9 protein-coding genes are annotated in these 14141 nt (G+C 65.0%); 5 read left to right on the top strand and 4 right to left on the bottom strand.

Going from position 1 to position 14141, the window contains the following annotated elements; all coding sequences use genetic code 11:
- Position 1 precedes the first annotated feature (1 nt).
- Genes minE through BGI27_RS08085 form a run of 3 tightly spaced genes read left to right on the top strand, consistent with a single transcriptional unit; the run spans position 2 to position 2594 of the window.
- Entirely contained in the window at positions 2–268 is a 267-nt protein-coding gene (gene minE, locus BGI27_RS08095; RefSeq protein WP_095524374.1) for a cell division topological specificity factor MinE, read from the top strand.
- Between the two features lie 5 nt (positions 269–273).
- Positions 274–2376 carry a WD40/YVTN/BNR-like repeat-containing protein gene (locus tag BGI27_RS08090; protein ID WP_095524373.1) on the top strand — a complete coding sequence of 701 codons (2103 nt, stop codon included), beginning with the start codon at positions 274–276 and terminating at the stop codon, positions 2374–2376.
- Entirely contained in the window at positions 2373–2594 is a 222-nt protein-coding gene (locus BGI27_RS08085) for a hypothetical protein (protein ID WP_095524372.1), read from the top strand. Before BGI27_RS08090 ends, BGI27_RS08085 begins: the two co-directional genes overlap by 4 nt.
- An 18-nt stretch (positions 2595–2612) precedes the next feature.
- Here the strand turns inward: BGI27_RS08085 and BGI27_RS08080 are convergent, their stop codons facing one another.
- From BGI27_RS08080 to BGI27_RS08065, 4 genes are all read right to left on the bottom strand, one after another.
- On the bottom strand, positions 2613–3182 hold the full coding sequence (locus tag BGI27_RS08080) for a DUF805 domain-containing protein (RefSeq protein ID WP_095524371.1): 570 nt from the start codon (positions 3180–3182) through the stop codon (positions 2613–2615).
- A gap of 116 nt (positions 3183–3298) precedes the next feature.
- Positions 3299–4753, bottom strand: a complete 1455-nt coding sequence (tldD, locus tag BGI27_RS08075; protein WP_095524370.1) for a metalloprotease TldD — start codon at positions 4751–4753, stop codon at positions 3299–3301.
- A gap of 18 nt (positions 4754–4771) precedes the next feature.
- Positions 4772–5581, bottom strand: a complete 810-nt coding sequence (locus tag BGI27_RS08070) for a carbon-nitrogen hydrolase family protein (protein ID WP_095524369.1) — start codon at positions 5579–5581, stop codon at positions 4772–4774.
- The gene (locus BGI27_RS08065; RefSeq protein ID WP_095524368.1) at positions 5578–9510 is read right to left on the bottom strand and encodes a YhdP family protein; all 3933 of its coding nucleotides are present in this window, start codon (positions 9508–9510) and stop codon (positions 5578–5580) included. Before BGI27_RS08065 ends, BGI27_RS08070 begins: the two co-directional genes overlap by 4 nt.
- Positions 9511–9911: 401 nt before the next feature.
- Between BGI27_RS08065 and glnE the strand changes: the two genes are divergently transcribed.
- A complete protein-coding gene (gene glnE / locus BGI27_RS08060) occupies positions 9912–12578 on the top strand; it encodes a bifunctional [glutamate--ammonia ligase]-adenylyl-L-tyrosine phosphorylase/[glutamate--ammonia-ligase] adenylyltransferase (protein ID WP_095524367.1) in 2667 nt (888 codons plus the stop codon).
- Positions 12579–12832: 254 nt separating this feature from the next.
- Positions 12833–14089: a nuclease-related domain-containing DEAD/DEAH box helicase gene (locus tag BGI27_RS08055; RefSeq protein ID WP_095524366.1), complete on the top strand. Its 1257-nt coding sequence runs from the start codon at positions 12833–12835 to the stop codon at positions 14087–14089.
- The last annotated feature ends 52 nt before the right edge of the window (positions 14090–14141 follow it).

Here is a 14141-nt window from a genome sequence, read left to right as displayed (position 1 = left end):
CATGTCCTGGCTTGAGAAGATCTTCGGCAGCAACCAGCCCAAGTCGGCCCAGCTGGCCAAGGAACGCCTGACCCTGGTGATCGCTCACCAGCGCTCCGACAACCAACCAGCGCCGGACTTCCTGCCGGCGCTGCAGAAGGAGCTGATCGACGTCATCTCCAAGTACGTCAAGGTCAATACCGACGACATCAAGGTGCAGCTCGAGAAAAAAGGCAATTACGAAGTGCTCGAGGTTAACATCGTGATGCCTGAGGTCGGCCGGCAATAAATGTGATGAGGGCAAGCGCGCGCCTCTCCCTGCGAACGGGCCTGATGGCGCTGCTGCTGTGCCCCGCGCTCCTGGCCGCGCAGGCCCAGCCTATCCTCAACCCCAATCTGCTCGCCAGCTGGAGCGGCCGCAGCGGGCAGTTCATCGGTGGCTCCGACAGCACGATCCTGCGCGCTGAAGCGGACTGCCACGCCTGGCGAGCCGCCCGGCTGCCGTTGGATGAAGCCACAGCGGGCTTCGCTGCCACCAGCTTCGCCGCGAACGCCAATGAGAGCTTGCTATTGGCTGCCGGTCAGCAAGCATCGCTGCTTTACTCCAACGATGGCGGCGCGCACTGGCAGAGTCTCCCCTCCGGCCAACCGCACGCATTGCGGGCCGTGGCCTTCGAATCCCGCAGCCGCAGCTGGCTGGCTGCCGGCGAGCAAGGCGCACTGCTGCGCGCAGAAGCCGATGCGCAACACTGGACCGGCGTAGCCCTGCCGACCCGCGCCGCGCTTGGCAGCCTGCTTGCCCTTCCCGATGGCAGCGTACTTGCGGCCGGCGAAAGTGGCCTGTTGCTGCGCAGCGCGCGCAATGCCGATGACTGGCAGCCCCTGCCCGTTCCCACACAGGCCAACATCATCCGGCTCCAGGCCCTGCCGGGTGGCCGCATCGTTTTCGCCCTCGACGCCGACGGCAAGATCCTGCGCAGCAGCGATGGCGGCCGCCACTGGCGCCGCAGCCAGCACCCCGCTGGCGAATACCTCACCGGGCTGGCGACCAACGCAGACCAAAGCGTGCTGCTCGCCTGGGGAGCGCGCGGCACCCTCCTGCGCTCCACTGATCGCGGTGCCCGCTGGCAGAGCGCACGTCTTCCCGGGTCGGCTCGCCCCTACCTCGTCGCCGGCACGGCACTTGGAAACGGGCAATGGCTGCTCGCCGACAACGCAGGTAGCCTGCATGCCAGCCAGGATGGCGGACAGCGTTGGCAAGCCCTGCCTTCGCCAGGTGTGGCCCAGATCGAAGGGCTCATCGCGTGTCGTGATGGCCGTGTACTGCAATACGGAGGGGGTGGCCTGCTGCGACTGGGGAGCCCCGGCGCAGCAAACTGGGAAACACTCAGCCCGGCACTCATGCCCTATGTGCATGCGACAGTAGCAATGAATGACGCGCGTACATTTGTCGGTGTGGGCGCCGAGGGCTGGATCATGCGCTCGGAAGATGGCGGTGAGCACTGGCAGGCCGTGGACGCCGGGCTGCAGCGTCACGAATATCTGCTAGATCTCACCCGCACGGCAGCCGGCACGCTGATTGCCGTCGGCCCGCCCGGCAACATCCTGCGCAGCACGGATGACGGCCTGCACTGGCAACGCGCCCTGGCGCTGGGCAACGCCGAGCGCGGCAATTTCCAGAAAGTCATCAGTGCGGACGGTGTATTGCTTGCCGTGGGAGCCCCCGGCGGCCTCTGGCGGTCGACCGATGACGGCGTGAGCTGGCATGACACTGGTGTGGAGGCCAGCCTGCATCTGTTCGAACTCGTTGCACTGCCGCAGAAGCACTTCGTCGCCGTGGGTGGCGGTGGCGTCATCCTGCGCTCGACGGATGGCGGACAGCACTGGCAGCGCGTATCCATCCCATCATCCGTTCCATCGCCGGTGAGCTTGTACGGCCTGTATTACGACAGCCCGCGCAAACGTCTGTGGGCCAGCGGGGAGCGCGGCATCCTGCTCCATTCGGACAACCTCGGCGCAAGCTGGCAGAGCCACGCCACCGGCAGCGCGCAGGCCCTGCGGCATTTCATATCCAGCCCGCAAGGCAACGCACTGCTGGTATTCGGCGGCGGTGGCATCATCCTGCGCAGCGAAGATGCGGGTGAAAACTGGCAAGCCGTAACCAGTGGTACCGATCAGAACCTGCGGGCCCCCTTGCAGATCGATGACGCACTCTACGTACCAACCCGCAACGGGTTGCTGCTGATTTCCAGCGATGGCGGACACAGCTGGCAGAAACGCCCCACCGGTAGCCTGCGCCCGCTGAAGTTCCTGCTTGCCGGCGCCGATGGCGAGTATCTGCTCGGTTTTGGCGAACGCATTCTGCGCCTGCCGCGAAAGAGCGAGGAGTTGCCGTGAGTGGCGCCTGGAGCTGTTCACATGATGTCGAAGGCATCTGTCAGCACGTACGCGGTGCCCGCTGCGCACCGGGTATGCGCGGCTGTGTGCTGGAAGGCAAGGTCCGCTTCGCCAACCCCGAGCTGAATCTGCCACGCAAACCGGTCAAGGCCGATCCCGGACCGAAGGCGTCGCCTGAAAAGCAGAAGCCGGCGTCGAAACGCCGGCTTCCATTCTGAAAAGCTGCTTCAGAAAAGTCAGTCCACCTGCTCGTAACCCGCAGCCTGCGCACGCAGGGTGTATTGCTGATAGGCCGGAATCGCCACGGCAGCCAGGATACCGATCACGAAAACCAATGGCAGCAGGCAGGCCAGGATGATTGCCAATTTGCCATTCGGCGCGGTACGCGGGCCGAACTGGTTGATTCCCTTGGTTCCCGGGATGAACAGGAAGATCAGATTCGCCACGGGCACGAACAGCAACAATGACAGCCAGCCACTGCTGTTGAAATCATGCGAGCGCTTGATGGTGAGCATGATCTGTATGACAAACAACAGAATGTAGGCCACAGCGACCAGAACCCCTGCCAGGATCATCCCGGCACTCGTGCCAAGCACGCCCAGCGCTGCTGCGGCCAAGGCTGCGCCGACAGCGTAGAGCAACAGGCTCAGGCCGATTGAATACCCCAGATAACGTACCCGTCCGATCCGCCCCTCGGACGAAAAAAGCCGCAGCCTGAATTCAGTATCCCGTTCGTCGCTACCGGCCTCGTCCCGCACGGTGGCAGTCGGGACGGCATACGGATTCACGCCCTGGTTGAGCTGCATGGAATTCCCCTCGGTTTTGTAATGGAGGCGCGATTCTGGCGCCGCTTGAACGCAGCGCCAAGCACATCCCGCCCGTGCCCTCCGAACCTGCCCGAAGGGGCAGACACAACAGGAGATCAGCCGCGCGTGCTGCCCACCGTCAGCCCGTCGAGGCGCAGCGTGGGCTGCCCTACCCCCACCGGTACGCTCTGCCCTTCCTTGCCACAGGTGCCCACACCGGGATCCAGTGCCAGATCGTTGCCTATCATGGCCACACGGGTCAGTACATCCGGCCCGTTACCAATCAGCGTGGCGCCCTTCACCGGGTGCGTGAGCTTGCCATTCTCGATCAGCCAGGCCTCGGCTGCCGAGAACACGAATTTGCCACTGGTGATGTCGACCTGCCCGCCGCCGAAGTTGCTGGCGTACAGCCCCTTCTTCACCGAAGCAATGATCTCCTGCGGATCCTTGTCGCCAGCCTGCATCACGGTGTTGGTCATGCGCGGCATCGGCAGATGCGCATAGGACTCGCGGCGACCATTGCCCGTGGGCGCCACGCCCATCAGCCTGGCATTGAGCATGTCCTGCATGTAGCCAACGAGGATGCCATCCTCGATCAGTGGCGTACGGGCACCGGGGTTGCCTTCGTCGTCGATGGTCAGTGAGCCGCGCCGGCCCGGCAGGGTGCCGTCATCGACCACCGTGACGCCAGGCGCGGCCACGCGCTGGCCGATGCGCCCGGAGAATGCGGAGCTGCCCTTGCGGTTGAAATCACCTTCCAGTCCATGGCCGATAGCCTCATGCAGCAGGATGCCAGGCCAGCCACTGCCGATCACCACGGTCATGGTGCCAGCCGGCGCCGGTTGCGCGGCAAGGTTCGTGCGGGCCTGTGAAACGACACGGCGTGGGTATTCCCGCAGCAGACTGTCGTCGAACATGGCGTAGTCGCTGCGGCCACCACCGCCCGAGCTGCCCTGTTCGCGGCGGCCATTCTCTTCCAGGATCACGGTCAGCGAAACGCGCACCAGCGGGCGCACGTCCGCAGCCAGATGGCCGTCGCTGCGTGCCACCAGCACCACATCCCAGGTTGCGGCCAGATGCGCCATGGCCTGTACCACGCATGGGTCTTCCTCGCGTGCGAACTGTTCCAGGCGTTCCAACAGCGCCACCTTGGCCGCATCGCCCAACGAGGGCAAGGGATCCTGCACGGCATACAAAGGCGTGCGCGCGGGCGCGGCCTGCACCCCCACACGGCGGCGCTGGCCCTGGGCGGCAATCGCGCGTACCGTGCGCGCAGTTTCTTTCAGTGCGTTCTGGCTGATGGCATCGGAATAGGCGAAAGCCGTCTTCTCGCCTGACACGGCACGCACACCCACGCCCTGCTCGATGTTGAAACTGCCGGCCTTGACGATGCCTTCTTCCAGGCTCCAGCTCTCGGCACGCTGGTACTGGAAGTAGAGGTCGGCGTAGTCGATGTCATGCTTGAGAATTCGGCCAAGATTGCGTGCAAGGTGTGTCTCGGAAAGATCGTAGGGCGCGAGCAGCAGCTGGCGGGCGAGATCGAGTGCGGCGGGGCTGGAAACAGTGTTCATCAGGAAATTCCGGAAGATTCAGGTCAGGATGCGGTGTTGCAGTGCAGGCAGGCTTTCACGCACGGCGGCGATGCGGGCCGGATCGATCTCACCCAACACCAGGCCAGGGCCGGTACCGAGACGACCGACCACTTCACCCCAGGGGTCGATGAGCATGCTGTGCCCCCAGGTTCGGCGCCCCGAGGGATGTTCGCCCCCCTGGCCGCAAGCCAGCACATAGCATTGGTTTTCGATGGCACGGGCACGCAGCAGCACTTCCCAGTGAGCCCGACCGGTGGTTTCGGTGAAGGCCGCGGGCAGCACGATCAGGTCTACGGGCCCCATGCGACGGAAAAGTTCGGGGAAACGCAGGTCATAGCAGACCGAAAGCCCCACACGTCCACAGGGGCCATCGAAGCAGACAATCTCCCCTCCAGGCTCGATCACCCGGGATTCGTCATAACTTTCCTCGCCGCGCTGGAAGCTGAACAGGTGGATCTTGTCGTAGCGTGCCACGCATCGACCCTCCGGGTCATATACCAGCGTGCTGTTGCGTACATGGCTGTCGTCCGAAGCTTCCAGGGGCACCGTGCCACCAATCAGCCAGATCCTGTGACGCGCTGCATGCGTGGAAAGGAACTGCTGCAGCGTGCCATGCCCGAAGGGCTCACGGATACCGAGCTTGGCGCGCTCGTCGATATGGATCAATGCGAAATACTCGGGCAACAGCACCAGCTGTGCCCCCTGCTCCGCAGCCTCGGCAATCAGGCCGCCGGCATGAGCAAGATTGGTCTCCACGTCCGGGCCGGCAATCAACTGGATGGCCGCAACGCGAATGGTGTTTGTCACGGATGAACCTCCTCTTGTTTGGCGGCCGGGTCTGCCTGCACATTGGCCGGCATCTTCCGCTCCACGTGGGGATCGGCCCAGCTGCCGCTGACGGTGTAGTCGTAACTGAAAATCTTCTCGACAGGATCCTGCAGGATCTTCTGTGCAAAATAGGCAGCGGCGCCGATGGCCGGGTTGAAGACGCCCAGCGCGGCCTGACCGACCAGCACACCCACTGCCACGGATTCTGACAGGGTCGGCTGCACCCGGACCAGCAGATCGTGCTGTTCGTGTCCGAGATCCGTCTTGCCCGAGAGGAACACCCGGGCGGCCGGGCCTCTGATCTCAAGATTCTTGGTGGACAGAACGCCGTCATCCAGGCTCGTATCGCCCCGGATGCTGTCGAAGGCAAACCCTTCCGAAAAGATATCGCGGAAATCCAGCGTCAACCGACGCGGCAGCGATTGCAGGCTCATGATGCCCAGCAGTCGCCCGGTGGTGCCCGGCTGCATCTGCAGGAACTGGCCCTGGCTTGCCTCCAGGTGAGTCTCGCCATCCAGCGTGGCGTAATCCAGTTCGCTGGGCAAACCACGCCAGCCGACCCTGCCGGTAAAACGCAGGCGGCCGCCGCGTACCGTGTCGGGGAATCCCAGGCGTGCCAGCATCGAACCGGCATCCTCGCTGTTCAGTTCGAAAGCCAGACTGGTACCCGGGTCCGTGCCCCAGCGCTGCCAGGTGCCACTACCGGCGAGCAGCATGTCCGGCGCCTGCACACGCAGCTCACGCAAGGCCCAGCCACCCCGCACACTTTCCGCACGCAAGGACAGGCGCCCCAGCTCCATGCTGTGCAGACGGAAGCTGTCAGCCTGCACGTCCAGCGCCGGCAATTCCTCGCGGGCCTGCGAATTCTGGTCGGCCAGCGGAACGAATCCCTTGGGCAGAGGCTGCAGGGACAGACGCGAGAGACGCGCCTCCAGCCGACCTGCGCCGGCCTCATACCATGCCATGCGCCCGGCCAGATCCGGCCCCTGCAACTGCAGTTGCCATACGCCCGCCTGCCGCTGCCCGCTCAGATCGACGCGCTCGAAACGATGGCCTCCGGATTGCAACGTCTGCGCGCGCAGGCCCACTTGCAGGAGCCCGCCATCTCCACCTCCAGAGCCGGAGAAGCTGGACTGCAGATCTTCCACCACCGGACGCCAGACGTCCGTATCCAGCATGCCAAAGCTGCCGTTCAGGCTCCAGCCGCGCTCAGGCATCTTCAGGGACGTGCCACTGGCCAGCGCGCCGCGCAGAATCTGGCAGCCACCGGTGGCGCAGCGCTCCTGCCAATCCATGTTCAAACGTTCGCCCAGGCTCAGCTGCCAGCGCTGGTTTTCACCCTTCGCGCCGCTTTCCTCCCAATCCAGCGCAAACGGCCACTCCTCCGTCACGCCCTTGGCCAGCGGCGTCGGCAGGTCGCTGCGCACGCCCACCAGGCGGGAGCGCACCTGCAGCCCGATACGTTCGCCACCAATACGCAGTTGAGCCGTAGCCGCAGCTTCGCCAGCCAGCCTGTCCCACAGCGGGGATGGCAACAATTGGCGCAATGCCGCGATGGTGGCACCGCCCTCGGCCTGCAAGGCCACGGTGCCATTGGCTTCGGTAAGGCCGGTCACGCTCACCCGGCGCCCGAGGAACTGTGCCTGCACGCCAGGCAGAGAAATGCCATGTTCATCGAATGCCAGCGTACCGCCCGCATTGGCGAAATCAGGCAACGAGGACACCAGGCGCAGATTGTTGCCGGTAAAGCGGTAATCCCCCTTGACCCGGGTGTGGTGCGAGTCGTGCAGCGGCACCGTGAGATGCAACGACAGCCGGCCCTCCCCTTGGGCACGCGCATTGCGCGTGAAATCACCGATATGCTCGGCCAGAGTGCTGGCGCTGAAATAACGCAGAAAGTCCTGCGTCGGCCCTGCTGCAGCCCCGTCCACGGTCAGCACCTGCTCACCGTCGGCCATCAGATCCGGGATCTCCACCTTGACGTCAGCCGCCTGTGCTCCCAGGTAACGGCCCCGATGCGCAAGGATGGTCATGCGTTGGCGATCGATCTCGAAGCTGCCCTGCAGTGCCTCCATACCAGGCCAGCCAGGCGCGAAGTTCACGATCACGCCGTTGGCGAAATCGGCCTTCAGCCGGAACACGCCCGGCTTGTTGTGGAAGGGGAAATCCGCCGGCGCCCCCTTGATCGCCAGCGTCATGCGTTGCGCTTGCCCGCCACGCAGGTTGTCGCGCAGCCAGGCGACCACATCGTGTGGCGACGACGCCGGAATGTAGCGCCAGGCACTGGCCAGTTGAGCGTTCCGTGCCTCGCCGGAGACCTCCAGATAACCTGGATCGCCAGCGCCCGCCTGCCACAGCCCGGAAAAATCCCCGCCCAGATCCGGGTTGGTGAACTCGAAACTATCGACCCGCACGGTCAGCCGCTCTCCTTCACCGACCTTGGCCGTCTCATGGCCCCAGCCGCCTTGCAGGTTCAGGCTGTCAAGCGGGAGATCCGCCTCGTGCAAGGCATGCGGTGCATGCAATGCCGCCTTGCGCCCCTCCACACGGAATTCCCCTTCACGCTCGTTGCCGGTGACAAGCCCCGAAAGCCCCGAAAATCCGGGCAGGCTGCCTGAGGGCGACAGACGGAGATCGCGAAAGCGTGCCTCCAGCGTGAAATGCGCCGGACGCCCCGCCGCGCCTTCCCAGGTCAATGCCAGCGAATCGACCACGCCACCAGGCTCGGCCTCCGTCAGCCGGCGCGCGGCATCCTCGGGCAAGGGCAGATACCCGGCGAGCTGCGCCAGCACACGCACATCCAGCGCATCCGACGAAAACTCCCCGTGTGCCGCCTGGGTATCGCTGGCCTCGGCATACCGCAGGCGCACATCCGTAGGCCCCAGGCGCAGCCCTTCGCGGGTAGCCAGCGACAGCCGGCTGGCCGAGAAGTCGAACTCGTCGCCACTGCGTGCAGCACTCAGGCGCCCCTGCAGACTTGCCAGCTCCAGCATCGGCAGGTCCGGCGTAAGGCGCAGGGCCACACCAGCCAGCGCCACATCGACATCCGCCTTGGCCACACGTGCACCATCGAACTCCAGCCACGCACGCAGACCACCGCGCCCACGCGGCAAAGCCAGCGGGTAATCCACCCATTGCTGCCAGACAGCCAGATCCGCCTCATCAAGCGACAGATAGAACTGGCCGGACCACTGTGCCCAATCCGCCAGATGCCGGCCGTAGAGATCGCCACGCAGGTCCAGATTGGCCGAATACGCAGCCGGTGGGCTCGCCAGCAGCGCGAAGCGGTGTCGGTCGCCATTGTTTTCGAGCCGGAAATTGAGCTTCTCCAGCGTCAGCGCGGGTGCATTGCGCAAGGCATCGTGCCAGCTCACGCGCGCATCACGGATCACGATGCGTTTCTGCTCCAGCACGAAATCCGTGACCGCAGAACCGTCTCCCTCCCCCTCATCGCTCAACGACAAGCCGGCGACGAATATGCGGCCATCGGCCTCGCGGCGGACCTCCAGTTCCGGCCGCACCAGCTCCAGCCGTGCCAGCACCGGACGCCAGCGCCACAGTGAAGACCACGCGATCGCCGCATCCACCTCGGGCAACTCGAGCGCCGTGCGCTGCTCCTCATCCAGCACCCGCACGCCGTGGATGCGCAACTCCGGACGCACCCCGCGCCAGCTCGCCTGCAGCGCGGCGATGCGCACAGGCCGGCCGAGCTCGGTGCTGAGCACCTGCTCGATGCGCTCGCGCTGCGCGGCGACCTGCGGCGCCAGCACATAGCGCGCCGCCAGCAAAGCCAATGCGCCAAGGAAGAAGGACAGCAGCAGCAAGCGCCAGCTTAGCACCGTCAGATGCAGAGGCAGGCGGGAGCAGAAGCGCAAAGCCAGGCGGCAGGAAGAAAGGAAAGCGGGCATCCGGGGCAATGCGAAGCGACAGAAACAGGCAAGGACGATAACAGTCTCGAAATCCCGATCCGGCAGAGCCGGAACCGCCGTGCAATCCAGAAAGATGCACAGCGCAGGAACACGCGCGGGATTCTACCCCGCCTGCCGGAAAGCATGGTTTCCGGCCGTCCCGTGGGCACAAGACTTTCCAGATGCTCAACGAGCGTGGACAATCCCCGGGCCGTTAGAAACTATTCAAAGTCTGTCGCGAGAAACCGTCAATGGGGGCGTAGGCAGCAAAAAGCACAGCTGCGCGCCGCCGTAGCCAGCCGTGGGCAGCCGAGCAGCGCATGAGCCCGGATCACAGCCTCGCAGTAAGACTATGAGCAGTCTCTTACAGATCCCGCACACCACCGCGCCCGAAAGCCGCCATGACCGCAGCCGACCTGATCGCCCAAGCCGCCGCCTACAGCCGCCATTTCAACCGCCTCTGCCAGGCCCGCCCCTGGCTCGCCGAACGCCTTGCCCCCACACTCGATCGCGCCCTCACGCGCGAGGATCTGCAGGCTTTCCTCGCCGAGACAGCACTGGACGAGCAGACACTCGGCCCGCGCCTGCGCCAGTTGAAGAGCTGGGCCGCCTCTCACGCCATGGTGCGCGATCTGGCCGGGCTGGCCCCGCTGGGAGAAGTCACCACCACCATGACGCTGATCGCAGAGGAAGCCATCCGTACCGCGCAGGCCCTGCTGCACACCCAGCTTGCAACACGTTACGGCCAGCCGCGTGGTGCCGACGGCACGGCCCAAGCACTCATCGTGCTCGGCATGGGCAAGCTTGGCGGTGGCGAGCTCAACGTCTCTTCCGACATCGATCTGATCTTCGCTTACCCCGAAGACGGCGACACCGATGGCGCACGCAGCATCAGCAATTTCGACTTTTTCACGCGCCTGGGCCGCCAGCTCATCGGCGCGATCTCAGAGCACACCGCCGAGGGCTACGTCTTCCGCGTCGACATGCGCCTGCGCCCGAATGGCGACTCCGGCCCGCTGGTGGCGAGCTTCGACATGCTGGAGAACTACTTCGTCACCCAGGGCCGCGAATGGGAACGCTACGCCTGGATCAAGGCCCGCCCGCTCACGGGCGAGAAGCACGCCGAACTGAAGAACATCGCCCGGCCCTTCATCTTCCGCAAATATCTCGACTTCGGCGCCATCGACGCCATGCGCAGCCTGCACGCGCAGATCCGCCGCGAGGTGGCGCGGCGCGACATGGCCGACAACGTCAAGCTCGGCCCCGGCGGCATCCGCGAGATCGAATTCATCGCCCAGGTGTTCCAGCTCATCCGGGGCGGCGGCGATCGCGGCCTGCAACTGCGCCCCACGCTGGTCGTGCTCAAGGCGCTGGCCGAGCGCGGCCAGATATCACCGGATACCGTCGACCTGCTCAATGCGGCCTACGATTTCCTGCGCCGCCTCGAACATCGCATCCAGTACCTCGACGACGCGCAGACGCACGACATTCCTGAAAACCCGGCCGACCGCGAAGCGCTCGCCCACGCCATGGGCTATGCGGACTACGCCGCGCTGGCCGTCGACCTCGCCACGCATCGCCAGCTCGTCAGCAAGCACTTCTCGGAAGTCTTCGGCGAACACGCGAACGACGACCATCCGCTGGAGCCGCTCTGGCGCGCCGCCAGTGAGCAGCGCCTTGAGCCAGCCAGCCTCGCCGAACTGGGCTATCGCGATGCCGAGGAAAGCTGCACCCGGCTCACCGCCTTCACCCAGGGCGCGCGGCTGCGCAGCATGGGCACACAGACGCGGCAACGGCTGGACACCATCATGCCGCAGGTGCTCGAACACGCCGCCGCACGCCCCAATCCGGACGACACGCTGGCACGCATGATCGCGCTGATCGAAGGCATCGGCCGCCGCCCGGCCTACCTCGCGCTGCTCATGGAGTACCCGAAATCGCTGGCACGCGTGATCGAGCTGCTCTCTGCCTCCAGCTGGGCCGCCACCTACCTCACGCGCCACCCGCTGCTGCTCGACGAACTGCTCGACAACCGCCTGCTCGCCACCGAACACGACTGGCCCGCCTTCGCCCGCGAACTCGCCGCCACCATGGATGGCCTCAACGGCGACGTGGAACGGCAGATGGACGTGATGCGCGAACAGCATCACGCCCAGGTTTTCCGCCTGCTCAACCAGGATCTGGCCGGCCTGCTCACCGTCGAGCACCTCTCCGATCACCTCTCCGCGCTGGCCGACGTGATCCTGGAAGAAACGCTCAGGCTCAACTGGCAGCGCGCACGCCGCCACGCCCCCGAGCACCGCTTCGCCATCCTGGGCTACGGCAAGCTCGGCGGCAAAGAACTGGGCTACGCCTCGGACCTCGATCTCGTCTTCATCCACGACGACCCCGATCCCGAATGCCAGACCGTATATGCCCGCCTCGGCGCACGCATCAACAGCTGGCTCGACAGCCACACCGCCGCCGGCCACCTCTTCGAGACCGACACGCGGCTACGCCCCAACGGCGAATCCGGCCTGATGGTCACCTCGCTCGCAGCCTTCGAACAGTACCAGCGCGAAAATGCCTGGGTCTGGGAACACCAGGCGCTCACCCGCGCCCGCTTCTGCGCCGGCAACAGAGAAGTCGGCGAAAAGTTCGAAGCCCTGCGCGATCAGCTCCTGCGTCTGCCGCGCGACCCGAACAAACTGCGCGCCGACGTGCTCGCCATGCGCCACAAGATGCGGGACGCCTTCGCCAACAAAGGCCCGGGGTTCGAACTCAAGCACGATGCCGGCGGCCTCATCGACGTCGAATTCATCGTGCAATACCTCGTGCTCGCCCACGCCCGGCAACATCCCGAGCTGTGCGCCAACAAAGGCAACATCGCATTGCTCGGGATGGCCGCCCAGGCCGGGCTGATCCCCGCAGACCTCGCCAAGCAGAGCGCCGACAGCTACCGCGCCCTGCGCCACGCCCAGCACGGCCTGCGCCTCAACCAACAAAAAAGCCGTGTTCCCGACGACAGCCTGGACGCCTGGCGCATTCCCGTGCGCGCACTGTGGCAACAGGTGTTCGGCGAAGACTGAACCTGCCCGCCCCACAGGCCGGGGCCGTGCAAGGCGGCTCCCGGCAAACGCGGCGCGGATTCATCGCATGCGCCGCACACCCCCTTCGAACCTCGACGCCTGCGGGACAAACCTGTCCCGCAAATCCCCTCATCCTTGATCCAAATCCAACGCGCATCCCGCCATAACCACCTTTCATCCCCTTACAATCCCGTAGCGATATGACGTGAGCAGCACTCCCAGCGCAGTACCCACTCCTGGAGAAGCACAACCGCATGGCAACGCTCATCCCAGCCTACAGCACCTGCACCGGCCGCATGCAGCCGGGCGAGCGACGCGTTGCCCAACGCCTCGAAGCCAAGCTCGAAGACGATTACCTCTGCTGGTACGACGTACCACTGGGCAATCACCGCAACGATCACCCCGATTTCATCATCCTGCATCCGCGACGCGGCATCCTCATCCTTGAGGTGAAAGACTGGAAGCCCGGCACCCTGCAGGCCATGACGAAGACCGACGCCACCATCCTGACCGACACTGGCGTCAAACACGTCCCGAACCTCAAGGAGCAAGCCCGCCACTATGCGCAGGCCGTCGCCCGGGTACTGGAGCGAGATCCGCAGCTCGTATTCACCAGTGGTCGTGAGCAAGGCAAGCTGCGGCTACCCTGGGCATACGGCGTGGTGTTCAGCCACATGACGCGCAAGCAGTTCATCGAGGGCCAGCTTGGCGAGGTGATCCCGGAAAACCTCGTCATCTGCCAGGACGAGATGCTCGAATCGGTCGACGCCGAAGCCTTCCAGGAGCGCCTGTGGCAGATGTTCCGCGTGCGCTTCCAGTGCATCCTCAGCCTGCCGCAGATCGACCGCATCCGCTGGCAGCTCTTTCCCGAAGTGCGCATCGCAACCGGTACGCAAGGCGGATTGTTCGAGAACGAGATCGAAGCCGACCCCGTCCAGCTGCCGGACATCATGAAAGTCATGGACCTGCAGCAGGAGCAGCTCGCGCGCAGCCTGGGCGACGGCCACCGCGTGATCCACGGTGTGGCCGGCTCCGGCAAGACCCTGATCCTCGGCTACCGCGCCGAGCACCTCGCCCACGCCGCCACCAAGCCCATCCTCGTGCTCTGCTACAACCGCTCACTGGCGGCCCGGCTCAAAGCCTGGATGAAGGCGCGCGGCGTGGCGGAAAAGGTCAATGTGAGCTCCTTCCACAGTTGGTGCTACGCCCAGCTCAAGGCCTACCACGTCGACATGCCGGTCAAGGGTGAGGACGCCGACGCCTACTACGCCGCGCAGGTGCAGGCAGTGATCGACGCTACCACGCGCGGCCAGATTCCCGGCGGGCAATACGAAGCCGTGCTCATCGACGAAGGCCACGACTTCCGCCCGGAATGGCTCAAGCTCGTCACACAGATGGTCGATCCGCGCACCAATTCCCTGCTGGTGCTCTACGACGACGCCCAGTCCATCTACGACGCCGGCAAGAAGCGCAACTTCAGCTTCAAGAGCGTGGGCATCCAGGCGCAATGAATCGCCCCGGGTTTCCTAGACAGCCCCGAGCTTCATGAAATACTGTTTTTCA

The sequence above is a fragment of the Candidatus Dactylopiibacterium carminicum genome (assembly GCF_014736495.1).
Taxonomy (GTDB): domain Bacteria; phylum Pseudomonadota; class Gammaproteobacteria; order Burkholderiales; family Rhodocyclaceae; genus Uliginosibacterium; species Uliginosibacterium carminicum.
The sequence above is the reverse complement of the archived record's forward strand: the minus strand, read 5'-3'. Positions and strand labels throughout refer to the sequence as shown.